Genomic DNA, 24,975 nt, shown 5'->3' with positions numbered 1-24,975 from the left:
GATGTGTGACTCCGCCGCAGACCCGCGCCCCTCTTGGGTGACTCAGTAGGACGACCCCGACGCGCCGAGCGAGCCCGTCGGATGCCACACCGTCTTCGTCTCCAGGAACGCCGTCATCCGCTCGGTCCCCGGCATCTCGGCGTAATCCACAGCCTGTGGACGCAGGACCCGCTTCAGGTTGTCGGCCGCGGAGATCTCCAGCTCCTTGGCCAGTTCCCCGTCCGCACCGGCCAGGTCGATCGCGTTGACGTCCTGGTGCGCGGCCAGCGGGGCCGCGATCTCCGCCGTACGGCCGGACAGGACGTTGACCACGCCGCCCGGGACGTCGGAGGTGGCCAGGACCTCGCCCAGGGAGAGGGCGGGGAGCGGGGACTTCTCGCTCGCGATCACGACCGCGGTGTTGCCGGTGGCGATCACGGGGGCGAGGACCGACACCAGGCCCAGGAACGACGACTCCTGCGGGGCCAGGACGGCGACCACGCCGGTCGGCTCCGGGGAGGAGAGGTTGAAGAACGGGCCCGCGACCGGGTTGCTGCCGCCGATCACCTGGGCGATCTTGTCGGTCCAGCCCGCGTACCAGACCCAGCGGTCGATCGTGGCGTCCACGACCGCCGCCGCCTTCGACTTCGACAGGCCCTCGGCGTCGGCGACCTCGCGCACGAACTGCTCGCGGCGGCCCTCCAGCATCTCCGCGACGCGGTAGAGGACCTGGCCGCGGTTGTACGCCGTCGCGCCGGACCAGCCGCCGAACGCCTTGCGGGCGGCGACGACCGCGTCCCGGGCGTCCTTGCGGCTGGACTGCGGAGCGTTGGCCAGCCAGTTGCCCTTCGAGTCCGTCACCTCGTACACCCGGCCGCTCTCGGAACGCGGGAACTTCCCGCCGACGTACAGCTTGTAGGTCTTGAAGACGCTCAGACGCTCATTGGTGCGGTCAGACATCGAGGTAAGCCTCCAGGCCGTGGCGACCGCCCTCGCGGCCGAAGCCCGATTCCTTGTAACCGCCGAACGGCGAGGTCGGGTCGAACTTGTTGAACGTGTTGGACCAGATCACGCCCGCGCGGAGCTTGCCCGCCACCGCCAGGATCCGCGAGCCCTTCTCCGTCCAGATGCCCGCGGACAGGCCGTACTGGGTGTTGTTGGCCTTGGCGACGGCCTCGTCCGGGGTGCGGAAGGTGAGGACGGACAGCACCGGGCCGAAGATCTCGTCGCGGGCGATGGTGTGTGCCTGGGTGACGTTCGTGAAGAGCGTCGGGGCGAACCAGTAGCCGGAGGCGGGCAGTTCGCAGGCCGGGGACCAGCGCTCGGCGCCCTCCGCCTCGCCCTGCTCGGCCAGCGCGGTGATCCGGGCCAGCTGCTCGGCGGAGTTGATCGCGCCGATGTCGGTGTTCTTGTCCAGCGGGTCGCCGAGGCGGAGGGTCGACAGGCGGCGCTTCAGGGACTCCAGCAGCTCGTCCTGGACCGACTCCTGGACGAGGAGGCGGCTGCCCGCGCAGCAGACCTGGCCCTGGTTGAAGAAGATGCCGGTGACGATGCCCTCGACGGCCTGGTCGACCGGGGCGTCGTCGAAGACGATGTTGGCGCCCTTGCCGCCCAGTTCGAGGGTGAGCTTCTTCGACGTACCGGCGACGGTCCGCGCGATCTCCTTGCCGACGGCCGTCGAGCCGGTGAAGGCGACCTTGTCCACGCCCGGGTGCGCGACGAGGGCGGCCCCCGCGTCGCCGTAGCCGGGAAGGATGTTGACGACACCCTTCGGCAGGCCCGCCTGGCGGCAGATGTCCGCGAAGAACAGGGCCGAGAGGGGAGTGGTCTCCGCCGGCTTCAGGACGACCGTGTTGCCGGTCGCGAGGGCCGGGGCGATCTTCCACGCCAGCATCAGGAGGGGGAAGTTCCACGGGATGACCTGGCCCGCGACGCCGAGCGGCCGCGGGCTCGCGCCGCTGGGCCCATTTGTCGTCCTCCGGCCGAACCCGGCGTGGTCGAGCTTGTCGGCCCAGCCCGCGTAGTAGAAGAAGTGCGCGGCGACCAGCGGGAGGTCCGCGTCACGGGTCTCCTTGATCGGCTTGCCGTTGTCCAGCGTCTCCAGGACGGCCAGCTCGCGGCTGCGCTCCTGGATGATCCGGGCGATGCGGAACAGGTACTTGGCGCGCTCGGAGCCGGGCAGCGCCGACCACTTCTCGAACGCCTTGCGGGCGGCCTGCACGGCGCGGTCGACGTCCGCCTCGCCCGCCTGGGCGACCTCGGAGAGGACCTCTTCCGTCGACGGGCTGACCGTCTTGAAGACCTTGCCGTCGGCCGCCTCGGTGAACTCGCCGTCGATGAAGAGCCCGTAGGAAGGGGCGATGTCGACGACGGAGCGGGACTCGGGCGCCGGTGCGTACTCGAATACGGAAGCCATGTCGATCAGTCCACCGTCACGTAGTCGGGGCCGGAGTAGCGGCCGGTGGCCAGCTTCTGGCGCTGCATCAGCAGGTCGTTCAGGAGCGAGGAGGCGCCGAAGCGGAACCAGTGGTTGTCCAGCCAGTCCTCGCCCGCGGTCTCGTTGACCAGGACCAGGAACTTGACGGCGTCCTTGGTGGTGCGGATGCCGCCGGCCGGCTTCACGCCGACCTGGACGCCGGTCTGCGCACGGAAGTCCCGTACGGCCTCCAGCATCAGCAGGGTGTTGGCGGGGGTCGCGTTGACCGCCACCTTGCCCGTCGAGGTCTTGATGAAGTCGGCGCCGGCGAGCATGCCGAGCCAGGAGGCGCGGCGGATGTTGTCGTACGTCGACAGCTCGCCGGTCTCGAAGATGACCTTCAGCCGGGCGCTCGTGCCGCAGGCCTGCTTCACGGCGACGATCTCGTCGTACACCTTCAGGTACTTGCCGGCGAGGAACGCGCCCCGGTCGATGACCATGTCGATCTCGTCCGCGCCCGCGGCGACGGCGTCGCGCACGTCGGCCAGCTTCACGTCGAGCGCGGCGCGGCCGGCCGGGAAGGCGGTGGCGACCGAGGCGACCTTCACGGCGGAGCCGGCGACGGCCTCCTTGGCGACGGCCACCATGTCGGGGTAGACGCAGACGGCCGCCGTGGTCGGGGTCGTCCGGTCCGTCGGGTCGGGATGGACCGCCTTGGCGCCGAGCGCCCGGACCTTGCCCGGGGTGTCCGCGCCTTCCAGCGTCGTCAGGTCGACCATCGAGATGGCGAGGTCGATGGCGTACGCCTTCGCGGTGGTCTTGATGGAACGGGTGCCGAGAGACGCGGCCCGCGCCTCCAGGCCGACCGCGTCGACGCCGGGCAGCCCGTGCAGGAAGCGGCGCAGCGTGCTGTCGGACGCGGTGACGTCGGCGAGCGCGTGTGCTGGGGGAGCAGTAGTGGGCATGGTCACCAGACGAGCATATCTACGCGCGTAGCGGATGTATACCCCCGGGAGGCCCTGTGCTGCTCATCTCTCGTTCGGAGGTCACGGATGAGCGCCGGTGCCGGGGTGCGTGGGCCCCTGCCGGGGATGTCGTGCAGAATCGGGGCCATGACGACCCCGGACCACCAGCCACCCGCGTCCCTCGCCGTGAAGGACCGGGTCTACCGCTCGCCGATGGCGCTCGTGGGCGGCGTGCTGCTGCTCGCCGTCATCCTCTGGCTGGGCTTCGACGCCCTGTTCCAGGGACACGGCCGCGCGCCGTGGCTGGCGCTCGCCGGGATGATCCTGGTCGTGCCGCTGGTGGTCGCGTTCACGCTGCGCCCGGCCGTCTACGCCGGCGAGGACCGGATGCGGATCCGCAACCCCTTCCGCGTGATCAGCCTGCCCTGGGGCGAGATCGCCTCCCTGCGCTCCGGCTACTCCAACGAGGTCGTCGTGAAGGCGGGCGGCAAGTACCAGCTGTGGGCGCTGCCCGTCTCGCTGCGGGGCCGCAAGAAGGCGGAGATGCGCAAGGCGCGGGCGGCGGCGGACGCGGCCCGCGGCGACGAGCCCGGGCGGCGCGGCCTCGGCGGACTGGGCGGCTTCGGCGGCTTCGGTGCCGTCGGCGGCGGCGCCACCCCGGCCGGCCCGGCCCGCGCGGAGTCCGACCAGGCCATGGACGAGCTGCGCGAACTGCTGGACCGGCGCGGCGCGGCGGAGTCGGCGCAGGGCGAGATCACCGTGCGCTGGGCCTACGAGGTGGCCGCGCCTGCGGTGGCGGGCGCGATCCTGCTGGCGATCCTGCTGGCGACGGGCTGAGGCGGCGTCTTGCGGGGCGGCGCGCTGCGGTGCGGCGCGACGAGGTGACGAGGTGACGTGACGAGGTGGGGTGCCCGGCCTGGCGCACCCCACCTCGTCACGTCGGCACACCGGTGCCGTACCGGCGTCTGCCGTACGGCTCAGATACCCGCCGCCGCCGACAGGTCCCGCTTGATCGCCGCGAGGAGGTCCGTCGCGCGGGTGTGGGCGGCCGGGAGGGCGGCGTGGTCCGGGGCCGGGACCACGACCTCCAGGTAGCACTTCAGCTTCGGTTCGGTGCCGCTCGGGCGGACGATCACGCGGGCGCCGTCGAGCGTGTAGCGCAGGCCGTCGGTGGGGGGCAGCTCGGCCGTGCCGCGGGTCAGGTCCTCGGCCTCGGTGATGGCCAGGCCCGCCAGCTCGGTAGGCGGCTGTTCGCGCAGCCGGCGCATGGCGTCGGCGATCAGGGAGAGGTCCTGGACGCGGACCGAGAGCTGGTCGGTGGCGTGCAGGCCGTGCTCGACGGCGAGGTCGTCGAGGAGGTCGAGGAGGGTGCGGCCGTCCTCCTTGAGGACCGAGGCCAGCTCCGTGATCAGGAGGGCCGCCGTGATGCCGTCCTTGTCGCGCACGCCCTCGGGGTCCACGCAGTAGCCGAGGGCCTCCTCGTAGCCGTAGCGCAGGCCGTCGACGCGGGCGATCCACTTGAAGCCGGTCAGGGTCTCCACGTAGGGCAGGCCCGCCTTCTCGGCGATGCGGCCGAGCAGGGAGGAGGAGACGATCGACTCGGCGAACACGCCGGTCGCGCCCCGGCGGACCAGGTGCGCGGCGAGCAGCGCGCCGACCTCGTCGCCGCGCAGCATCCGCCAGTCGGCGCCGTCCCGCACGGCGACGGCACAGCGGTCGGCGTCGGGGTCGTTGGCGATGATCAGGTCCGGGCGGGTGGCGCGGGCCTGCGCGAACGACAGGTCCATCGCGCCCGGCTCCTCCGGGTTGGGGAACGCGACCGTCGGGAAGTCGGGGTCGGGCTCGGCCTGCTCGGCGACCAGCACCGGCTCGGGGAAGCCGGCGCGGGCGAACGCGGCCAGCAGGACGTCCTTGCCGACGCCGTGCATCGCCGTGTAGACGGTGCGGGCGGTGCGGGGGGAGCCGGGGGCCAGCACGGCGTCCGTACGGGCCAGGTACGCCTCCAGGACCGACTCGTCCAGGGTCTGCCATCCGGACTCCGGGCGCGGTACGTCGTCGAGGCGCGCGATCGCGTCGATCTCGGCGGCGATCTCCGCGTCGGCGGGCGGCACGATCTGGGAGCCGTCGCCGAGGTACACCTTGTAGCCGTTGTCCCGGGGCGGGTTGTGGCTGGCGGTGACCTCCACGCCCGCGACCGCGCCGAGGTGCCGTATCGCGAAGGCGAGCACGGGGGTGGGCAGCGGGCGGGGGAGCACGGCGGCGCGCAGGCCGGCGCCGGTCATCACGGCGGCGGTGTCGCGCGCGAAGTCGGCGGACTTGTGGCGGGCGTCGTAGCCGACGACGACCAGACCCCCGGTCCCGCCGTTCTTCGTCAGGTACGCGGCGAGGCCGGCGGCGGCCCGGATGACGACGCTGCGGTTCATGCGCATCGGACCGGCGCCGAGTTCGCCGCGCAGACCTGCGGTGCCGAACTGGAGGGTGCCGGAGAACCGGGCCGACAGTTCCGTGACATCACCGGCGTCGATCAGCTTGGCGAGTTCGTCGCGGGTCTCCTGGTCCGGGTCCTCGGCGAGCCATGCGCTGGCCTTGGCGATGAGATCGTCGTGCACCTTGGGATCAACCTCTCCTGTGTTTACCTGGGCCACTGGGGGCTCCGCCCCCAGACCCCCGTTTCCCACCGGCCCACCCGACTCGGTCGGCTGGAAAGCGAGCGGACGGGCTCGGCGGCGCTTACAGCTTGCCCAGTACCTGGCCCAGCAGCTGGCCCATCCGCGCGGCGGAGTCGCGGCCCGCCTGGAGGACCTCCTCGTGGTTGAGGGGCTCGCCGGTCATGCCCGCGGCCAGGTTGGTGACCAGGGAGATACCCAGCACCTCGGCGCCGGCCTCGCGGGCGGCGATGGCCTCCAGGACCGTGGACATGCCGACCAGGTCCGCGCCGATGACGCGGGCCATGCGGATCTCGGCCGGGGTCTCGTAGTGCGGGCCGGGGAACTGCGCGTAGACGCCCTCCTCCAGAGAGGGGTCGATCTCCTTGCACAGGGCGCGCAGCCGCGGGGAGTAGAGGTCCGTCAGGTCGACGAAGTTGGCGCCGACGATCGGGGAGGTGGCCGTGAGGTTGATGTGGTCGCTGATCAGGACCGGCTGGCCGGGGCGCATGCCCTCGCGCAGGCCGCCGCAGCCGTTGGTGAGGACGATGGTCTTGCAGCCGGCGGCCACCGCGGTGCGGACGCCGTGGGCGACGGCGGCGACGCCACGGCCCTCGTAGTAGTGCGTGCGGCCCAGGAAGACCAGCGCGCGCTTGTCACCGAAGGAGTACGAGCGGATCTTGCCGCCGTGCCCCTGGACGGCCGGCGGCGGGAAGCCGGGCAGCTCGGTGACCTGGAACTCGGCGTCGGGTGCGCCCAGGGCGTCGACGGCCGGAGCCCAGCCGGAGCCCATCACGAGGGCGACGTCGTGGGTCTCGGCGCCGGTGAGTTCGCGCAGGCGCGCGGCGGCGGCGTCGGCGGCGGCGTACGGGTCGCCCTGGATGTCGTCCGGAAGGAGAGATGCGTTCACGTCGTCGAGGGTAGCCGCTCTTCGCCTACGCGCGTAGATGACAGACCTCACGGGATCGCGATCGTTGCCTTGTCGTTTCCGACGAAGCGGGACCCGAGGCGCTCCCGGTGCTCAGCAGGGGCGCTTGCGCAGCTCCATCACATAGTCATGCGGGGCGCCCGCCGACTCCGCCGCGTCGGCGATCTCGCCCAGGTAGCGCGCCGAGGGGAGTCCGCCCTCGTAGCCGTCGAGGACGTACGTCCAGGCCGGTTCCTCGCCGTCCAGGGTGTGCACGCGCACGCGCGCGCGGCGGTAGATGCCGAGACCCACGCCCACCCAGCGGTCGAGGGACTCCTCGTCCAGGGGGGCGATGTCGTAGAGGCCGACGAAGACCTGCGCCAGCGGGTCCTCGACGATCGTCGCCAGTGCGCCCTCCCAGCCCAGCTGCTCGCCGCCGAACGTCAGCCGCCAGCCGTTCAGCCAGCCGGTGGCGCGCAGCGGGGAGTGCGGTGCGCGGCGCGACATCAGCCGAGCGTCGAGGTTGCCGGCGTACGCGGCATAGAGCGACATGGAGAGAGGGTACGGCAGCCCCCGGCGCGCGGACCTCCCTTCGCTCCTGTCCCGGAAGGCCTGCCGCGGCACTCACGTCCGCCCCCGGGCAATAGCACCTTGAAGCGTGCGGGACAATGGGGTACGTGACTCGGATCGTGATCATCGGTGGCGGACCCGGCGGATACGAAGCGGCGCTGGTGGCCGCTCAGCTCGGCGCGGAGGTGACCGTCGTCGACTGCGACGGTCTGGGCGGAGCGTCGGTGCTGACCGACTGCGTGCCGTCGAAGACTCTCATCGCGACGGCGGAGGTCATGACGACCTTCGACTCGTCGTACGAAGAGCTCGGCATCATCGTCGCCGACGACACCCCGCCGCTGGAGCAGGCCGCCCGGGTGGTCGGCGTGGACCTCGGGAAGGTCAACCGCCGGGTGAAGCGGCTGGCCCTCGCCCAGTCGCACGACATCACCGCCTCCGTCACGCGGGCCGGCGCCCGGGTGCTGCGCGGGCGCGGCCGGCTGGAGGGCATGCAGAACCTCGACGGGTCCCGCAAGGTCGTCGTCACCGCCGCCGACGGCACCGAGGAGACCCTGACCGCCGACGCCGTCCTCATCGCGACCGGCGGTCATCCGCGCGAGCTGCCCGACGCCCAGCCCGACGGCGAGCGCATCCTCAACTGGACCCAGGTGTACGACCTGACCGAGCTGCCCGAGGAGCTCATCGTGGTCGGCTCCGGTGTGACCGGCGCCGAGTTCGCCGGCGCGTACCAGGCGCTGGGGTCCAAGGTCACGCTCGTGTCGTCCCGCGACCGCGTGCTGCCGGGTGAGGACCCGGACGCCGCCGCCGTGCTGGAGGACGTCTTCCGGCGCCGTGGCATGAACGTCATGGCCCGTTCCCGCGCGCAGTCCGCCAAGCGCGTCGGCGACCGGGTCGAGGTGACGCTCGCCGACGGGCGCGTCATCAGCGGCACGCACTGCCTGATGGCGGTCGGCGCCATTCCGAACAGCGCCGGGCTGGGGCTGGAGGAGGCGGGCGTCAAGCTGCGCGAGTCCGGTCACATCTGGACCGACAAGGTCTCGCGTACGACCGCTCCGGGCGTCTACGCGGCCGGTGACGTGACGGGCATCTTCGCGCTCGCGTCCGTCGCCGCCATGCAGGGACGTATCGCCATGTACCACTTCCTCGGCGACGCGGTGACCCCGCTGAACCTGAAGACGGTCTCCTCCAACGTCTTCACCGACCCCGAGATCGCGACCGTCGGCTACTCGCAGGCGGACGTGGACGCGGGCAAGATCGACGCCCGGGTGGTGAAGCTGCCGCTGCTGCGCAACCCGCGCGCGAAGATGCAGGGCATCCGGGACGGCTTCGTCAAGATCTTCTGCCGGCCGGGCACGGGCATCGTCGTGGGCGGTGTGGTCGTGGCGCCCCGCGCCTCGGAACTGATCCACCCCATCTCGATCGCCGTCGACAACAATCTGACGGTCGAACAGATCGCGAACGCGTTCACCGTGTACCCCTCCCTTTCGGGGTCGATCGCGGAGGTGGCGCGGCAGCTCCACGGCCGCAAGGCGAGCGCCGAGGCCTGACGGCGGACCCGGACTCCCCGCTGGTCACGGGGAGTTGCCGCGAGTGCGCACGGCATAGTCGGGGCGGATAGGTGCTATACCACTTCCCGCCCCACCATGCGAACAACTTCTGTTATTCGGCGCAAACTGCTGAAAGCAGACGGTCGCTGGGGTTACTGTCAGTTTCGTGTTCGCTGCTGAACGTCGCCAATTGATTCTCGAAATGGTGCGAGCGAACGGTGCCGTGTCGCTCCGTGAGCTCGCCCGCGTCGTCCAGACCTCCGAAGTGACCGTACGGCGGGACGTGCGGGCACTGGAGGCAGAAGGACTCCTCGACCGCCGGCACGGCGGTGCGGTACTGCCGGGTGGGTTCACACGCGAGTCGGGCTTCCCCCAGAAGTCCCATCTCGCGACCGCCGAGAAGACGGCCATCGCCGATCTCGCCGCGGGCCTCGTCGAAGAAGGCGAGGCCATCGTCGTCGGGGCCGGTACGACCACACAGGAGCTGGCCCGCCGGCTCGCCCGGGTACCGGGGCTGACCGTGGTCACCAACTCCCTGTTGGTCGCCCAGGCGTTGGCCCATGCCAACCGGGTGGAGGTCGTGATGACCGGCGGAACCCTGCGCGGCTCCAACTACGCCCTCGTCGGCTCCGGCGCCGAACAGTCCCTCCAGGGGCTGCGGGTGTCCAAGGCCTTCCTCTCCGGAAGCGGTCTGACCGCCGAACGCGGCCTGTCCACCTCCAACATGCTCTCGGCGTCCGTCGACCGGGCGCTCGTCCAGGCCGCCGCCGAGGTCGTGGTCCTCGCCGACCACACCAAGCTCGGCACGGACACCATGTTCCAGACCGTGCCGACGGACCTCATCACCCGCCTGGTCACCGACGAGCCCCCACCCCACGACGACCGCGCATCGACCGAGTTGCAGGCCCTTGCCGACCAAGGGGTGCAGATCGCCGTGGCCGGGGCGAGTGGAAACCCGGGGGGTGAACAGGTCCCGGCGACCCGCCGCGCTCCCCTGCCGGGGCCGCGCAGGGGGCACATGCCGCTCCGCTCGGGCGCGGGAATGGGGGAACCGACGGGCGCCGAGCGGGGGCGCGTCGCGGACATGAGGCGGCGTTAGGGGGTGTCGTTCGGATCATGCCAGCGTCGCGGGGTCTGGCACGCACTCCCCCAGAGGGGGCACCCCCAGCGGCGTTGTCGTCACTCGCCGACTCCCCCACGACCCCGCTCGGGTCGGCCAGGAAGCGCCGTTCCTCACGGCCGGCCTGATCCAAACGACACCCCCTAGCCTCTCGGCTAGGCCGGGTTCTCCGCCCAGCTGAAACGAAACGCCCGGCGGACCCGCCGAAGCGGGGCCGCCGGGCGTCTCGTCGACGGTGCGGTCAGTCCTTGATCTCGCAGATCGCCGCGCCCGAGGTGACCGAGGCGCCGACCTCGGCGGCGAGGCCCTTGACGGTGCCCGCCTTGTGGGCGTTCAGGGGCTGCTCCATCTTCATGGCTTCCAGGACGACGATCAGGTCGCCCTCCTGGACCTCCTGGCCCTCCTCGACCGCGATCTTGACGATCGTGCCCTGCATCGGGGACGCGAGGGTGTCGCCGGAGGCCACCGGGCCGGACTTCTTGGCCGCGCGGCGCTTGGGCTTGGCGCCCGCCGCGAGGCCGGTACGGGCCAGGGACATGCCGAGCGACGAGGGGAGGGAGACCTCCAGGCGCTTGCCGCCCACCTCGACGACGACCGTCTCACGGCCGGACTCCTCCTCCGCCTCGGCGTCGGCCGGGGCGGCGAAGGGCTTGATCTCGTTGACGAACTCGGTCTCGATCCAGCGGGTGTGGACCCTGAACGGGTCTGCGGAGCCGGTGAGTTCGGGGGCGAAGGCAGGGTCCTTGACCACCGCGCGGTGGAAGGGGATCGCCGTCGCCATGCCCTCGATCTGGAACTCGGCCAGGGCGCGGGCGGCCCGCTCAAGGGCCTCCTCGCGGGTACGGCCCGTCACGATCAGCTTGGCCAGCAGGGAGTCCCACGCCGGGCCGATGACCGAGCCGGCCTCGACGCCCGCGTCCAGGCGGACACCGGGGCCGGACGGCGCGTCGAACCTCGTCACCGTGCCGGGGGCCGGGAGGAAGCCCCGGCCCGGGTCCTCGCCGTTGATGCGGAACTCGAAGGAGTGGCCGCGCAGGGCCGGGTCGTCGTACCCCAGCTCCTCGCCGTCGGCGATGCGGAACATCTCGCGGACCAGGTCGATGCCGGCGACCTCCTCGGTCACCGGGTGCTCCACCTGGAGCCGGGTGTTGACCTCCAGGAAGGAGATCGTGCCGTCCTGGCCGACCAGGAACTCGCAGGTGCCCGCGCCCTCGTAGCTGGCCTCCTTCAGGATGGCCTTCGAGGCGCGGTACAGCTCGGCGACCTGCTCGTCGCTCAGGAACGGCGCCGGGGCCTCCTCGACCAGCTTCTGGTGCCGGCGCTGGAGCGAGCAGTCACGCGTCGAGACGACGACCACGTTGCCGTGCTTGTCCGCCAGGCACTGGGTCTCCACGTGGCGGGGGCGGTCCAGGTAACGCTCGACGAAGCACTCGCCGCGGCCGAAGGCGGCGACCGCCTCGCGCACCGCCGACTCGTACAGCTCCGGGACCTCTTCCAGGGTCCGGGCGACCTTCAGACCGCGGCCGCCGCCACCGAAGGCCGCCTTGATCGCGATCGGCAGGCCGTGCTCCTCGGCGAAGGCCACGACCTCCTCGGCGCCCGAGACGGGGTCCGGGGTGCCGGCCACCAAGGGCGCGCCGGCGCGCTGGGCGATGTGGCGGGCCGCCACCTTGTCGCCCAGGTCGCGGATGGCCTGCGGCGGCGGGCCGATCCAGGTCAGGCCCGCGTCCAGCACCGCCTGGGCGAACTCGGCGTTCTCCGAGAGAAAGCCGTAGCCGGGGTGGATGGCGTCGGCGCCGGACTCGCGCGCCGCGTTCAGGACCTTCTGGATGTCCAGGTAGCTGGTGGCCGGGGTGTCACCGCCCAGGGCGAACGCCTCATCCGCGGCGCGGACATGCAGAGCGTCCCGGTCCGGGTCGGCGTAGACGGCCACGCTCGCGATTCCGGCGTCCTGGCAGGCCCGGGCCACGCGGACAGCGATTTCGCCACGGTTGGCGATGAGCACCTTGCGCACGATTGAGGCTCCCTCCTTGAAACAAGCCGAGTTTAGGGACTGCCGACACGGCACTTCGACCCGTCCCCAATGGTGAGCTTGCCCACACGGAGCGTGATTCGAGGCCCGCTCGACCGCGAAACCCCTTGTCGCGCCACAGCACGCAGGGCTCCTCCCGGAAACCCTAGCCCTGTCATGTGGTCAAGGTCTCTGTGAGAGCGTGCTGCGCCCCACTCCGTTTCTTTGTCGAGTCCCTACGAATGGCCCAATGATTCTTTGCTGGCGCGCGAACCCTTGTCCCCCGGTTTACCCGTTAGTAGCGTTCGCGATGTACCGAACGTACCTGGGGTAACTGGAACGCTGGCACGAGAGTGGGTGGATCCGCGGTGGTGCGCAGGCCTGTGGCGTGGGTCGTGGCGGTCGTCCTTCTGGCGGAGGCGGTCTTCATCGCGGCGCTGAACTGGTTCCTGGGAATCGTCGTCGACCGGCAGGACATGTCCCTGGCCGGTCTCGACCCGTCGACGATGGCGACGTCCTCGAAGGTCGGCGGCGTCGTCTTCGGCCTCTACTTCGCGTTGTGCGCCCTGGTGGCCGTCCTGGTGGCGATACGCGACCGCGCGCCCGCGGGATTCGGCCGGGTCGTGCTCGTCAGCGCCGCGGTCGTGCACGGCCTGCTGGGGGCGTTCGCCTGGGGCCTGGTCGGCTGGACGGCGTTCCTGTTCATGGTGGTCGTGCTCGGACTCATCGTCCTGCTGCTGATGACGTACGACCGTGACGGCGGGGTGCAGCCGGGCGCCTCCGGCGGCGGGGCGGGTGCGGGCGGGGAGCCCGCGGCCGCCGGTGCGCCGGGCGCGGCCGCGGCCCCGGGAGCGGCGGCCGTCCCGGCTCCGCGCACGCCCCCCGGCGAACCCCAGGACGGGGACGGGGACCCGCAGGACTCCGTGCCCGCTCAGCTCGTCATCCGGCCGGTGCCCACAACTCCGTGATGCCGACGCCCAGTTCGGCCAGCAGCTTGCGCACCAGGGGCAGGCTGATGCCGATCACGTTGCCGTGGTCGCCGTCGATGCCCTCGATGAACGGCGCCGAACGGCCGTCCAGGGTGAAGGCCCCGGCGACGTGGAGGGGCTCGCCGGAGGCGACGTACGCGGCGATCTCGTCGTCCGAGGGCTCGCCGAAGCGCACGACGGTGGAGGCGACCGCGGCGGCGTACCGGTTGGCCTCCGTGTCCCAGACGCAGTGTCCGGTCTGCAGGGTGCCGGCCCGGCCGCGCATCGCCTTCCAGCGGGCGGTGGCCTCCTCGGCGTCGGCGGGCTTGCCGAGGGCCTGGCCGTCCAGCTCCAGCACCGAGTCGCAGCCGATCACCAGGGCGCCGTGCACCTCCGGCTTCGCCGCCACGACCGAGGCCTTCGCCTCGGCGAGGGCGAGGGCCAGCTCGGCCGGGGTGGGGGCGGTGACGGCGTCCTCGTCGACCCCGCTGACGATCACCTCGGGTTCGAGGCCGGCCTGACGCAGGAGGCCCAGGCGGGCGGGGGACTTCGACGCGAGGATGAGTCGCCTGCGGCGCGTTGCGGTCATGGGGCCAGATTACTCACCTCAGGCCGATCACCAGCATCGCGAGGATCATCGCCACGGCCATGAAGAGACCGAGCCGCCGGAGCATGTCCTGCGCTTCGCGCAGCTCCTCCGGCGGCTCGTCTTCAGGGTCTGACCAGAGCACTCGTCCAGCGTGCGGTGCGGTACGGGCCGGGCGCCTGAGTACGGCTACTCAAGTTGGCGCCCGGTGTCGTCCGCCGGCAGGTCAGGCCGGCCAGTACGTGCGCGTCCAGCTCGCCGGGCCCGGGTCCGGGACGCGCCGGACCGCGATCCGGCCCGGGTCGGACCACGCGTCCCTCGGGCCGCTCGCGCCGGGCGGCGTTGTCGCTGCCACCGCGGCGCGGGCGCGGACCACCGCCAGGGCGGCGGCCAGCTCCTCCGGGGTCGGGTTGCCTCGTACGACCTTGATGTTCATGACCGCTCCCAGGGGCAGCACGGCTTGGCGGGGACCAAGGGGACTTGGGGGGACCAGGGACTAGAGGGGGATGTTGCCGTGCTTCTTCGGAGGCAGGGATTCCCGCTTCGTACGCAGCTGACGCAGGCCGCGGACGATGTGGGCGCGGGTGTCGGACGGCCTGATCACCGCGTCGATGTAGCCGCGCTCGGCCGCCACGTAGGGGTTGAGGAGGGTGTCCTCGTACTCCTGGATCAGACGGGCGCGGACGGCTTCGAGGTCCTCGCCGTTCGCCTCCGCCTCGGCGATGGTCCTGCGGTGCAGGATGTTGACCGCGCCCTGGGCGCCCATGACGGCGATCTGGGCGGTCGGCCAGGCCAGGTTGAGGTCGGCGCCGAGGTGCTTGGAGCCCATGACGTCGTAGGCGCCGCCGAAGGCCTTGCGGGTGATGACCGTGATGAGGGGGACGGTGGCCTCCGCGTAGGCGTAGATCAGCTTCGCGCCGCGGCGGATGATGCCCTCGTGCTCCTGGCCGACGCCCGGCAGGAAGCCGGGGACGTCCACGAAGGTCAGCACCGGGATGTTGAAGGCGTCGCAGGTGCGCACGAAGCGGGCGGCCTTCTCGGACGCGTCGATGTCCAGGCAGCCGGCGAACTGCATCGGCTGGTTGGCGACGACTCCGACCGGGTGGCCCTCGACCCGGCCGAAGCCGGTGACCATGTTCGGCGCGAACAGGGCCTGGGTCTCGAAGAACTCGGCGTCGTCCAGGACGTGTTCGACCACCGTGCGGATGTCGTACGGCTGGTTCGCGCTGTCCGGGACGAGCGTGTCGAGTTCCCGGTCCTCGTCGTTGACGGCGAGGTCCGCCTCCTCCGGGAAGACCGGGGCCTCGGAGAGGTTGTTGGACGGCAGGTACGACAGCAGCTGCTTGACGTACTCGATCGCGTCCTTCTCGTCGCCCGCCATGTGATGGGCCACGCCGGAGGTGGCGTTGTGCGTGCGGGCGCCGCCCAGTTCCTCGAAGCCGACGTCCTCGCCGGTGACCGTCTTGATGACGTCCGGGCCGGTGATGAACATGTGGGACGTCCGGTCGACCATGACCGTGAAGTCCGTGATCGCCGGGGAGTAGACCGCGCCGCCGGCGCACGGGCCCACGACCAGGCTGATCTGCGGGATCACGCCGGAGGCATGGGTGTTGCGGCGGAAGATCTCGCCGTACGCGCCGAGGGAGGCGACGCCTTCCTGGATGCGGGCGCCGCCGGAGTCGTTGATGCCGATGACCGGGCAGCCGGTCTTCAGCGCGAAGTCCATGACCTTGACGATCTTCTGGCCGTAGACCTCGCCGAGGGCGCCGCCGAAGACCGTGAAGTCCTGGGAGAAGACGGCGACCGGGCGGCCGTCGACGGTGCCGTAGCCGGTGACGACGCCGTCGCCGTACGGACGGTTCTGCTCCAGGCCGAAGTTGGTGGAGCGGTGGCGGGCGAACTCGTCCAGTTCGACGAAGGAGTCCTCGTCGAGGAGGAGGGTGATCCGCTCACGGGCCGTCAGCTTGCCCTTGGAATGCTGCTTTTCGACCGCACGTGCCGAGCCGGCGTGCGTCGCCTCGTGAATACGGCGCTCGAGATCCGCGAGCTTGCCCGCGGTCGTATGGATGTCGATCTCTGTGCGCTCTGCCGGCTCGGACATCGGGATCGCGGCTCCCTGCCTGCTCAAAAGGGGGGACGATTACTCATCCGTAGCGTAGTGGCGTGCCTACGGATCAGCAGTGCGGCGTTTCCCACACCTAGGGTGGCTTGCATGACGCCCCGAGATGCAGCAGACGACAACGGCAGCCGCTGGTCCGACCTGGACCGTCCCCCTCTCAACGCCGGTGCGCTGCGGCGCGCCCTGGTGCGGGACGGGGGCCTGTGGTCCGAGGTGGAGGTGGTGCAGCGCACCGGGTCCACCAACAACGACCTCGTGGCGCGGGCCGCCGCGGGGGACGTGGCGGAGGGGGTGGTGCTGGTGGCGGAGGAGCAGACCGCCGCGCGGGGGCGGCTGGACCGGCGGTGGACGGCGCCGCCGCGGTCGGGGCTGTTCTTCTCCGTCCTGCTGCGGCCCGCCGAGGTGCCGGTGGCCCGGTGGGGGTGGCTGCCGCTGCTCACCGGCGTCGCCGTGGCGACCGGGCTGTCCCGGACGGCGGGTGTCGACACGGCGCTGAAGTGGCCGAACGACCTGCTGGTCACGGTCGGCGGTGAGGAGCGCAAGGCCGGCGGCATCCTCGCGGAACGGGCGGGCGAGGACGGTGTGGTCATCGGCGTCGGCATCAACGTCTCGCTGCGGGCGGAGGAACTGCCCGTGCCGCAGGCGGGATCGCTGGCGCTGGCCGGGGCGGTGGGGACGGACCGGGATCCGCTGCTGCGAGCCGTGCTGCGGGCGTTGGAGGAGTGGTACGGGCGGTGGCGGGGGGCCGGCGGCGATCCGGCCGCCTGCGGGCTCCAGGAGGTGTACGCCGCGGGGTGCGCGACGCTGGGGCGCGGCGTGCGGGCGCTGCTGCCGGGGGACCGGGCGGTGGTGGGGGAGGCCGTCGCGGTGGACGGGGACGGGCGGTTGGTCATCGCCACGGCGGAGGGGGTGCAGGAGCCCGTGGGCGCGGGGGACATCGTGCATCTGCGGCCTGCGTGACGCGGCCGGCGGCGGAACGCAGGGTGCGACGGTCCTCCCCGCCGAACCCGACGGAGTGAGCTGGCGCACACCTGCCGTAGAGTTGAGGCCGGTCGATATCTGACCGTGACAGATCGGAAGGGCAGCAGGCGTGACCGTCGACGACACGGGCTCCGGAGCGGATCCGCAGGCCGCCGACTCCGGCGAGGACCCGCTCGCGCTGCGTCTCGAACACCTCATCCTGGGTGCGGAGCGCCGTTACACCCCCTTCCAGGCTGCCCGTAGCGCCGGTGTCTCCATGGAGCTGGCGTCGCGGTTCTGGCGGGCCATGGGGTTCGCGGACATCGGGCAGGCCAAGGCGCTCACCGAGGCCGATGTGCTGGCCCTGCGGCGCCTTGCCGGTCTCGTGGAGGCGGGGCTGCTCAGCGAGGCCATGGCCGTCCAGGTGGCGCGGTCCACGGGACAGACCACCGCCCGATTGGCCGAATGGCAGATGGATTCCTTCCTGGAGGGGCTGACCGAGCCTCCGGAGCCGGGGATGACCCGCACCGAGGTGACGTACCCGATCGTCGAGCTGCTCCTGCCCGAGCTGGAGGAGTTCCTGGTCTACGTGTGGCGGCGGCAGCTCGCCGCGTCCGCCGGGCGGGTGGTGCAGACCGCCGACGACGAGGAGATGGTCGACCGGCGCCTCGCCGTGGGGTTCGCCGACCTCGTGGGCTTCACGCGGCTGACCCGGCGGATGGAGGAGGAGGAGCTGGGGGAGCTGGTCGAGGCGTTCGAGACCACCGCCGCCGACCTGGTGGCCGCGCGGGGCGGGCGGCTGATCAAGACCCTCGGTGACGAAGTGCTGTACGCGGCCGACGACGCCGGTACGGCCGCGGACATCGCGCTGCGGCTGGTCGAGACGATGGCCCACGACGAGACGATGCCGGAGCTGCGCGTCGGGATGGCGTTCGGCACGGTCACCACCCGGATGGGTGATGTGTTCGGTACGACCGTGAACCTGGCCTCCCGGCTGACCTCGATAGCGCCGCGCGACGCCGTGCTGGTGGACAGCGCCTTCGCCGAGGAGCTGATCCGCACCGGTGAGGCGCCCGCCTCGGAGACGGAGGCGGCCGAGGCCGCGGCGGCCGCCGAGAAGGAGGGCGAGGAGCCGCCGGCGTACCGCTTCGGGCTCCAGCCGATGTGGCAGCGGCCGGTGCGCGGGCTCGGTGTGGTCGAGCCCTGGCTGCTGGCCCGGCGCGACACCCCCTAGGGACCGTCCGGCCCGCCCAGGCTGTCGACGCAGAGGCCTATCACCGGTACGCACAGTCCGCCCGGGCCCGGGTCCTTGCCGCTCCGGCTGGGAGCGGGAGCAGGAGCGGGAGTGGTGGGGGCGGGGTGCGCGGCGGTGGGGGCCGCGGGCGAAGGTGCCGTGTGTGTCGTGTGTGCCGTGGGCGGTGGGGTGGCCGACGGGGTGGGGTGCGGCGCGGCGACCGTCGGTGGGGCCGGCCGGGCCGCGGTCGGGTGAGTGTGTGCCGGGGCCGCGCTTCTGCCGCCCATGACGGCCGTTGCCGAGGGCAGTGCGGTGGGGGAGCCGGTGACCGTGGCGGCTGTGTTCGCCGCGTGGTCGGTCGTGCCGGCGGCGCGGGGGTCGGCCTCCGCCGTGGCCGGTGCGTCCACCCCCGCGTCGGAGGCCACGCGGACCAGGCTCAGCGCGCCGGCGGCCAGGGCCAGGCCGCCGGCCGCGAGGAGCATCTTCCGGGGGCGGGGCTTGCGGTGCCGGCCGCGTCGTACGCCGCTGGGCGCAGTGGCCTCGTCCGGTTCCGCTTCCGTGGTGGAGACGGCCGTACGGAACTGGGCACGTATCGGTGTCATGGCTTCCCTCCCCGCCGTGCGCCCCGGGTGTGCCGTGGCGGACGCACGCTATGCGGTCCTGTGGGTGATGTGCGGGGAGTCGGGCGGGATGTCACTCGAACGGGCGTAGCCCCCTGGGGTTTTCCGGGGCCGGTACGGCTGCGATGATCGGGCCGACAGGGAGTTAACCCGCGTTAACACGTGAGCCGGAGGGTGTCATGAGCGAGGAGCGGTTCGGGGAGTTCGTGCTGGTGCGACGGCACGGGCGGGTCGCGGAGCTGGTGCTCGACCGACCCAAGGCCATGAACGCCGTCTCCACGGAGATGGCCCGGTCGCTCGTGAACGCGTGTACGGCGCTGGCGGCCGACCGTGACGCGCGCGTGGTGGTGCTGACCTCCTCGCACGAGCGGGCGTTCTGCGTCGGGGCGGATCTGAAGGAGCGGAACTCGTTCAGTGACGCGGACCTGCTGCGCCAGCGGCCGGTGACGCGCGGGGCGTACACCGGGGTGCTGGAGCTGCCCATGCCGACGGTGGCGGCGGTGCACGGGTTCGCGCTGGGCGGCGGTTTCGAACTGGCCCTGTCCTGCGACCTGATCGTGGCCGACCGTACGGCGGTGGTGGGGTTGCCCGAGGTGTCCGTGGGCGTCATTCCGGGCGGGGGCGGTACGCAGTTGCTGCCGCGGCGGGTCGGGGCGGCGCGCGCGGCCGAGCTGATCTTCTCGGCCCGGCGGGTGGCGGCGGCGGAGGCGGCCGAGCTGGGGCTGGTGGACCGGCTGGTGGACGAGGGGCGGGACCGGGAGGAGGCGCTGGCGCTGGGCGAGCGGATCGCCGGGAACTCCCCGGTCGGGCTGCGGGCCGCCAAGCGGGCGCTGCGGCTGGGGCACGGGCTCGATCTGCGGGCCGGGCTGGAGGTGGAGGACGCGGCGTGGCGCTCGGTGGCGTTCTCCGGGGACCGGGCGGAGGGCGTGGCGGCCTTCAACGAGAAGCGCAAGCCGGAGTGGCCCGGGGAGTGAAGCGGCGCTGCGCAGGGCAGATCAATGTCCCTATTGCCCCAAATCCTCCCTAACCTGGAGTAATGGGTGAGGACAAGCGGCTCGCGGCCGTCGTCGCGCTGGCGCAGGGCATGGCGGCGGCGCGTACCCCACCGGAGTCGTGGCGGGCCGCCGCGCTCGGGGCCTGCCGGGCGCTGGACGGCGGTTTCGCCGCGCTGTCCGTGTGGGAGCGCGGGATGGGGCGGCTCAGGGTCCTGGTGAACGTGGGGGACCGGCGGCCGGACGAGGAGGAGTTCCCCGAGGCCGAGACCTATCCGGTGCACCAGTTCCCGGAGATCACCGAGTTCCTGCACGAGCGGTGGGCGGGCGGGGGCGGGGCCAACGCCTGGGTGGAGACCGCCGAGGGGACGGCCGCGGGCACGCCGGGCTACTTCCATCACCGGGCCGCCGCCCTGCGCCGGCGGGGGCGCGGGTGCTGCGTCGTCGCCCCCGTCGTGCTGCACGGGCGGGCCTGGGGCGAGTTGTACGTCGCCCGCGGGGTGCGGGCTCCTGTGTTCGGTCCCGGCGACGCCGGGTTCGCGACCGTCCTCGCCGCCGTGGTGGCCGCCGGGCTCGCGCAGAGCGAGCGGCTGGAGGAGGCCCGCCGGCTCGCGTTCACCGACGCCCTCACCGGGCTCGCCAACCGCCGCGCCGTGGATGTCCACTTGGAGGAGGCCGTCGAACGGCACCGCGCCGAGGGCGTGATCGTCAGCCTGGTGGTCTGTGATCTCAACGGGCTCAAGCACGTCAACGACACCCTCGGGCACGCCGTCGGCGACCGGCTGCTGGAGCGCTTCGGCTCGGTGCTGTCGCTGTGCGGGGCGATGGTGCCGGGCGCGCTGGCCGCGCGGCTCGGCGGTGACGAGTTCTGTCTGCTGGCCGTCGGGCCGCCTGTCGACGACGTCGTCGAGGCCGCCGGTGAACTGTGCCGCAGGGCAGGGGAGTTGGAGCCGGGGGAGGGGGTGGCGTGCGGGGTCGCCTCGACCGCGGACGCCATCGGGGAGGTGGGTGACGCCCGTCGGCTGTTCCGGCTCGCCGACGCGGCCCAGTACCGGGCGAAGGCCCTGCGTGCCGACCGGCCGGTGGTGGCGGGGCGGGAGGGGCCCGGGGATCCCGTCGTACGGCTGGCGGACGAGCCGCCGCATCTCGCGCCCGCCGAGCGACGGCGGTTCCGCGGACGCCGGCCGTGAGGCGGAGGGTGTGAGGCGGGCGGCGTGAGGCGGAGGGCGTACGGTTCGGTAAGGGGCGCTCCCGATCCCCACTCGTGACATCCACCCTAGTGACATCACTGCATTCAGTGCGTACGCTCCTGAATATGGATATGCACACTGTGGTGGTGGGGACGTCCGGCGTGACGGCGTCCGACGTTCTCGCCGTGGCGCGCGGCGGCGCCCGCGTCGAGCTGTCGGCACAGGCGGTGGCGGCCCTGGCCGCGGCCCGGGAGATCGTGGACGCGCTGGCGGCCAAGCCGGAGCCGGTCTACGGCGTCTCCACCGGCTTCGGGGCCCTGGCGACCCGGCACATCAGCCCGGAACTGCGCGCCCAGCTGCAGCGCAACATCGTCCGCTCGCACGCCGCCGGCATGGGGCCGCGGGTCGAGCGGGAAGTCGTACGGGCCCTGATGTTCCTGCGGCTCAAGACCGTCTGCTCCGGGCACACCGGTGTGCGGCCCGAGGTCGCGCAGACCATGGCCGACGTCCTGAACGCCGGGATCACGCCGGTCGTCCACGAGTACGGCTCCCTCGGCTGCTCCGGCGACCTCGCCCCGCTGTCCCACTGCGCGCTCACGCTCATGGGGGAGGGCGACGCCGAAGGGCCCGACGGCCAGGTGCGGCCCGCCGGTGAGCTGCTCGCCGCGCACGGGATCGCGCCGGTCGAGCTGCGCGAGAAGGAGGGCCTGGCCCTCCTCAACGGCACCGACGGCATGCTCGGCATGCTGGTCATGGCCCTCGCCGACCTCGACACCCTCTACAAGTCCGCCGACGTCACCGCCGCCCTCAGCCTGGAGGCGCTGCTCGGCACCGACAAGGTGCTCGCGCCCGAGCTGCATGCCGTCCGGCCCCACCCGGGCCAGGGCGCCGCCGCCGCCAACATGCTGGCCGTGCTCAAGGGTTCCCAGCTCACCGGGCACCACCAGGACGACGCCCCGCGCGTCCAGGACGCCTACTCGGTGCGCTGTGCCCCGCAGGTCGCCGGCGCCGGCCGGGACACCATGGCGCACGCCCGGCTCGTCGCCGAGCGGGAACTCGCCTCCGCGGTCGACAACCCCGTGGTGCTGCCCGACGGCCGGGTCGAGTCCAACGGCAACTTCCACGGCGCGCCCGTCGCGTACGTCCTGGACTTCCTTGCCATCGCCGCCGCCGACCTCGGCTCCATCGCCGAGCGCCGCACCGACCGGCTGCTCGACAAGAACCGCAGCCACGGGCTGCCGCCGTTCCTCGCGGACGACGCCGGTGTCGACTCCGGGCTGATGATCGCCCAGTACACGCAGGCCGCGCTCGTGAGCGAGCTGAAGCGGCTCGCCGTACCCGCGTCCGCGGACTCCATCCCCTCCTCCGCGATGCAGGAGGACCACGTGTCCATGGGCTGGTCGGCCGCGCGCAAACTGCGCACCGCCGTCGACAACCTCACCCGGGTCATCGCGGTCGAGCTGTACGCGGCCACCCGCGCCATAGAGCTGCGCGAGGGCCTGACCCCGGCCCCCGCCTCGCAGGCCGCCATCGAGGCCGCGCGCGGCGCCGGGGTGCGCGGCCCGGGCCCGGACCGGTTCCTCGCGCCCGACCTCGCCGCGGCCGACGCCTTCGTGCGCGGCGGCCACCTGGTCGCGGCGGTCGAGTCGGTCACCGGCCCGCTGCAGTAGGCGACGGCAGCACAACGGGGCCCCCGCCGGTGCGGGGGCCCCGTTGTCACGTCATGTCGTCGGTTCAGAAACCCAGTCGCTCGCGGCGCACCGAATACACCACGAATCCGGCGCCCACGGCGAGGAAGAGGGTGCCGCCGACGACGTACGGCGTCGTGTCGGGGCTTCCGGTGTCGGCGAGTTCGGTGGCGTCGGCGGCGTCCTGCGCGGTCGCCGAGGTCGCCCGCGAGACCGCTCGGGCCTGCCGGGCGACCTCCTTCGAGGAGTACGACGAGTACTCGGACACGGCCGCTCTGGCCCTGGTGTCCACCGGGGAGTCCTGCGAGGCGTTCGCGGACGGGACGAACCACAGCGCGCACAGCAGAGTGCCCGCGGCGGTGGCGGTCAGCAGCGGACGGCGAGCGGATGGCACGGAATATCGATCCCCCTTGTGACGCTGGCGAATTGGCCGTGTGAGGCGATGTTAGTGAAAGGCGCGGGTCACAGGAAAGTCACGAGAGGTTTCGGTCGTACGCTCGCGCCATGAGCGACGAAGAGACATCACGTTTTGTGCGGCTTCGGGTGGAGTTGGTCCTCGAAGTGCACGGCGAGGACGAGATCGCCAAGGCCGCGCTGGACCGGCTCGCGCGGGACCCGGAGCTGCCGGCGGCCGAGCGGGCCCACGCCGAGAGCGCTGTGACGGAAGACACCGCGGAGGCCCTCGCCTATCTCGTCGATCCGTTCGACCTGGTCAGCGAGGTGCCCGGGGTGGAGCTCCAGCAGGCGTCCTGGTCCAGCGAACGGATCGCCTACGACCCTGATTCGCCCGACTGGGACCTGGACGAGGATGATGGGGAGGACGTCGACGAGGAAGTGGACGGCATGGTCTGAGCGTCCCGGGGGCAGTGTTGGCCCCGGACGGCAACCGCCGTCCGGGGTTTCGTCGTCTCAGACAGCGCACGAGCCGCCTCCCGCACCCGCCGCACCGTCGCGGACGTGGTGTGCCCCACAGATCCACTGGATCCGGAACGGGACGACGTGGCCGTAGCGTTGAAGGTTAAAGGTCTTACGGGGACTCTCGGGGATTCGCGACTCGGCAACGATGGAGAAGCTTGTGATGACGGACAGTAAGCGGCGCAGGAGCCTGATGGCCGCGTCCGCTCTGCTCGGCAGTGTGCTGATGCTCTCGGCGTGTTCCGGCGGCGGCAAGGCCTCCGCCGGCGGCGGCGACAGTTCACAGGCCAAGGCCGACGCGGCCGCTGCGAAGAAGTCGTCCGAGGCGCAGATCACGATCACGCCGAAGGACGGCTCCGACAACGCCTCCATCAACAACTCCGCCGCCGTCACGGTCACCAAGGGCACCCTCACGGGCGTGCAGATGACCACCCAGGACGGCAAGGCCGTCACCGGGCAGCTCTCCGCCGACAAGCACAGCTGGAAGCCGACCGCCCAGCTGGACCGCTCCACCACGTACAAGGTCGCCGCCGAGGCCACGGACTCCGAGGGCCGCGTGGCGCACGAGAACGCGTCCTTCACCACGGTCTCCCCGGCCAACAGCTTCATAGGCACCTACACCCCGGACGCCAGCTCCACCGTGGGCGTCGGCATGCCCGTGTCGGTCAACTTCGACAAGGCGATCACCAACAAGGCGGCCGTCCAGAAGGGCATCACGGTCACCTCCAGCAGCGGCCAGGAGGTCGTCGGCCACTGGTTCGGCGCCAACCGCCTGGACTTCCGGCCCGAGCAGTACTGGAAGGAAGGCTCCACCGTCACCCTCAAGCTGGCGCTCGACGGTGTCGAGGGCGCCAGCGGCGTCTACGGCGTCCAGCAGAAGACGGTCACCTTCCACATCGGCCGCAACCAGGTCTCCTACGTCGACGCGAAGACCAAGCAGATGAAGGTCACGCAGGACGGCAAGGTCGTCAAGACCATCCCGATCTCCGCCGGTTCGCCCGAGCACACCACCTACGAGGGTCAGATGGTGATCTCGGAGAAGTTCACCCAGACCCGGATGAACGGCGCGACGGTCGGCTTCACCGACTCCGACGGCAAGGGCGAGTACGACATCAAGGACGTGCCCCACGCCATGCGCCTGACCAGCTCCGGCACCTTCATCCACGGCAACTACTGGGGCGCCCCGTCCGTCTTCGGCAGCGTCAACACCAGCCACGGCTGCGTCGGCCTCCAGGACGTCAAGGGTGCCGGCGACAAGAACATGCCGGCCGCGTGGTTCTACAACAACTCGCTGGTCGGTGACGTCGTGGTCATCCAGAACACCGGTGACAAGACGGTCCAGCCGGACAACGGCCTCAACGGCTGGAACATGAACTGGACGCAGTGGAAGGCCGGTTCGGCCGTCTGACCCGTCCGTCGCAGCAGCTGTCTCCGATGCCGCCCCCAGGGGCGGCATCGGTGTTTCCGGGCACGGGGACACAGCCTTCTCATGTTTCTTTTATGCCGGCCTCAAGGTGCCATCACGGACCGTGCCTAGCTTGCG

24 protein-coding genes are annotated in these 24,975 nt (G+C 71.9%); 11 read left to right on the top strand and 13 right to left on the bottom strand.

All coding sequences use genetic code 11. The features are described from left to right. Positions 1 to 42: 42 nt before the first annotated feature. The 3 genes from BIV25_RS00185 to deoC are packed head-to-tail and all read right to left on the bottom strand — an operon-like array spanning position 43 to position 3,360. Positions 43 to 939 carry an aldehyde dehydrogenase family protein gene (locus BIV25_RS00185; protein ID WP_071369991.1) on the bottom strand — a complete coding sequence of 299 codons (897 nt, stop codon included), beginning with the start codon at positions 937 to 939 and terminating at the stop codon, positions 43 to 45. After that, positions 932 to 2,395: an aldehyde dehydrogenase family protein gene (locus BIV25_RS00180; RefSeq protein WP_071369990.1), complete on the bottom strand. Its 1,464-nt coding sequence runs from the start codon at positions 2,393 to 2,395 to the stop codon at positions 932 to 934. Before BIV25_RS00180 ends, BIV25_RS00185 begins: the two co-directional genes overlap by 8 nt. A 5-nt stretch (positions 2,396 to 2,400) precedes the next feature. Further along, a complete protein-coding gene (gene deoC / locus BIV25_RS00175) occupies positions 2,401 to 3,360 on the bottom strand; it encodes a deoxyribose-phosphate aldolase (protein WP_071369989.1) in 960 nt (319 codons plus the stop codon). Positions 3,361 to 3,507: 147 nt separating this feature from the next. On the opposite strand from deoC, the gene BIV25_RS00170 reads away from it, so the two are divergent. Beyond that, positions 3,508 to 4,197: a PH domain-containing protein gene (locus BIV25_RS00170; RefSeq protein ID WP_071369988.1), complete on the top strand. Its 690-nt coding sequence runs from the start codon at positions 3,508 to 3,510 to the stop codon at positions 4,195 to 4,197. A 140-nt stretch (positions 4,198 to 4,337) separates the two neighbouring features. Here BIV25_RS00170 and BIV25_RS00165 read toward each other — a convergent pair whose 3' ends face one another. The 3 genes from BIV25_RS00165 to BIV25_RS00155 form a co-directional block, all read right to left on the bottom strand. Beyond that, positions 4,338 to 5,969, bottom strand: a complete 1,632-nt coding sequence (locus BIV25_RS00165; RefSeq protein ID WP_071369987.1) for a phospho-sugar mutase — start codon at positions 5,967 to 5,969, stop codon at positions 4,338 to 4,340. Positions 5,970 to 6,090: 121 nt separating this feature from the next. Then, entirely contained in the window at positions 6,091 to 6,915 is an 825-nt protein-coding gene (locus BIV25_RS00160) for a purine-nucleoside phosphorylase (protein WP_071369986.1), read from the bottom strand. A 111-nt stretch (positions 6,916 to 7,026) separates the two neighbouring features. Beyond that, positions 7,027 to 7,464 carry a gamma-glutamylcyclotransferase gene (locus BIV25_RS00155; protein WP_071369985.1) on the bottom strand — a complete coding sequence of 146 codons (438 nt, stop codon included), beginning with the start codon at positions 7,462 to 7,464 and terminating at the stop codon, positions 7,027 to 7,029. Positions 7,465 to 7,580: 116 nt separating this feature from the next. Here BIV25_RS00155 and BIV25_RS00150 point away from each other — a divergent pair, with 116 nt between their 5' ends. Then, a complete protein-coding gene (locus tag BIV25_RS00150; RefSeq protein WP_071369984.1) occupies positions 7,581 to 9,029 on the top strand; it encodes an NAD(P)H-quinone dehydrogenase in 1,449 nt (482 codons plus the stop codon). A gap of 166 nt (positions 9,030 to 9,195) precedes the next feature. Next, entirely contained in the window at positions 9,196 to 10,128 is a 933-nt protein-coding gene (locus BIV25_RS00145; protein ID WP_079176340.1) for a DeoR/GlpR family DNA-binding transcription regulator, read from the top strand. A 262-nt stretch (positions 10,129 to 10,390) separates the two neighbouring features. Here BIV25_RS00145 and BIV25_RS00140 read toward each other — a convergent pair whose 3' ends face one another. Continuing rightward, entirely contained in the window at positions 10,391 to 12,163 is a 1,773-nt protein-coding gene (locus BIV25_RS00140; RefSeq protein ID WP_071369982.1) for a biotin carboxylase N-terminal domain-containing protein, read from the bottom strand. Between the two features lie 365 nt (positions 12,164 to 12,528). Here BIV25_RS00140 and BIV25_RS50700 point away from each other — a divergent pair, with 365 nt between their 5' ends. After that, entirely contained in the window at positions 12,529 to 13,128 is a 600-nt protein-coding gene (locus BIV25_RS50700; protein WP_256255486.1) for a hypothetical protein, read from the top strand. Here BIV25_RS50700 and BIV25_RS00130 read toward each other — a convergent pair. The 4 genes from BIV25_RS00130 to BIV25_RS00120 form a co-directional block, all read right to left on the bottom strand. After that, a complete protein-coding gene (locus BIV25_RS00130) occupies positions 13,100 to 13,717 on the bottom strand; it encodes a nucleoside triphosphate pyrophosphatase (protein ID WP_071369981.1) in 618 nt (205 codons plus the stop codon). The genes BIV25_RS50700 and BIV25_RS00130 overlap by 29 nt on opposite strands. Positions 13,718 to 13,730: 13 nt before the next feature. Next, complete coding sequence (gene mmpB, locus BIV25_RS52265; RefSeq protein ID WP_256255485.1) at positions 13,731 to 13,859, bottom strand: morphogenic membrane protein MmpB; 129 nt, start codon at positions 13,857 to 13,859, stop codon at positions 13,731 to 13,733. A gap of 81 nt (positions 13,860 to 13,940) precedes the next feature. Next, the gene (locus BIV25_RS00125) at positions 13,941 to 14,150 is read right to left on the bottom strand and encodes an acyl-CoA carboxylase epsilon subunit (RefSeq protein ID WP_071369980.1); all 210 of its coding nucleotides are present in this window, start codon (positions 14,148 to 14,150) and stop codon (positions 13,941 to 13,943) included. 60 nt (positions 14,151 to 14,210) lie between these two features. Continuing rightward, positions 14,211 to 15,815: an acyl-CoA carboxylase subunit beta gene (locus tag BIV25_RS00120; RefSeq protein ID WP_071369979.1), complete on the bottom strand. Its 1,605-nt coding sequence runs from the start codon at positions 15,813 to 15,815 to the stop codon at positions 14,211 to 14,213. Between the two features lie 111 nt (positions 15,816 to 15,926). On the opposite strand from BIV25_RS00120, the gene BIV25_RS00115 reads away from it, so the two are divergent. Further along, a complete protein-coding gene (locus tag BIV25_RS00115) occupies positions 15,927 to 16,793 on the top strand; it encodes a biotin--[acetyl-CoA-carboxylase] ligase (RefSeq protein ID WP_071369978.1) in 867 nt (288 codons plus the stop codon). A gap of 130 nt (positions 16,794 to 16,923) precedes the next feature. Beyond that, a complete protein-coding gene (locus tag BIV25_RS00110) occupies positions 16,924 to 18,027 on the top strand; it encodes an adenylate/guanylate cyclase domain-containing protein (protein ID WP_071369977.1) in 1,104 nt (367 codons plus the stop codon). Here the strand turns inward: BIV25_RS00110 and BIV25_RS00105 are convergent. Continuing rightward, positions 18,024 to 18,629 (bottom strand): hypothetical protein, encoded by a 606-nt coding sequence (locus tag BIV25_RS00105; protein WP_256255483.1) that lies wholly within the window; start codon positions 18,627 to 18,629, stop codon positions 18,024 to 18,026. The genes BIV25_RS00110 and BIV25_RS00105 overlap by 4 nt on opposite strands. 197 nt (positions 18,630 to 18,826) lie before the next feature. Here BIV25_RS00105 and BIV25_RS00100 point away from each other — a divergent pair, with 197 nt between their 5' ends. The 3 genes from BIV25_RS00100 to hutH all read left to right on the top strand — a co-directional run bounded on the left by BIV25_RS00100 (position 18,827) and on the right by hutH (position 22,499). Then, complete coding sequence (locus BIV25_RS00100; protein WP_071369976.1) at positions 18,827 to 19,621, top strand: enoyl-CoA hydratase/isomerase family protein; 795 nt, start codon at positions 18,827 to 18,829, stop codon at positions 19,619 to 19,621. 62 nt (positions 19,622 to 19,683) lie between these two features. Further along, on the top strand, positions 19,684 to 20,829 hold the full coding sequence (locus BIV25_RS00095; protein ID WP_071369975.1) for a GGDEF domain-containing protein: 1,146 nt from the start codon (positions 19,684 to 19,686) through the stop codon (positions 20,827 to 20,829). Between the two features lie 131 nt (positions 20,830 to 20,960). Beyond that, positions 20,961 to 22,499, top strand: coding sequence for a histidine ammonia-lyase (gene hutH, locus BIV25_RS00090; RefSeq protein WP_071369974.1), 1,539 nt, complete (start codon positions 20,961 to 20,963; stop codon positions 22,497 to 22,499). Positions 22,500 to 22,563: 64 nt separating this feature from the next. Here hutH and BIV25_RS00085 read toward each other — a convergent pair whose 3' ends face one another. Further along, positions 22,564 to 22,911, bottom strand: coding sequence for an LAETG motif-containing sortase-dependent surface protein (locus BIV25_RS00085; protein WP_071369973.1), 348 nt, complete (start codon positions 22,909 to 22,911; stop codon positions 22,564 to 22,566). A gap of 110 nt (positions 22,912 to 23,021) precedes the next feature. On the opposite strand from BIV25_RS00085, the gene BIV25_RS00080 reads away from it, so the two are divergent. Both BIV25_RS00080 and BIV25_RS00075 read left to right on the top strand, forming a co-directional pair. Beyond that, positions 23,022 to 23,369, top strand: a complete 348-nt coding sequence (locus BIV25_RS00080) for a hypothetical protein (protein WP_177235106.1) — start codon at positions 23,022 to 23,024, stop codon at positions 23,367 to 23,369. A 226-nt stretch (positions 23,370 to 23,595) separates the two neighbouring features. Next, complete coding sequence (locus tag BIV25_RS00075; protein WP_177235105.1) at positions 23,596 to 24,840, top strand: Ig-like domain-containing protein; 1,245 nt, start codon at positions 23,596 to 23,598, stop codon at positions 24,838 to 24,840. The last annotated feature ends 135 nt before the right edge of the window (positions 24,841 to 24,975 follow it).

Source organism: Streptomyces sp. MUSC 14, from assembly GCF_001866675.1.
GTDB lineage: Bacteria > Actinomycetota > Actinomycetes > Streptomycetales > Streptomycetaceae > Streptomyces.
This window is presented reverse-complemented; position numbering and strand designations above follow the sequence as displayed.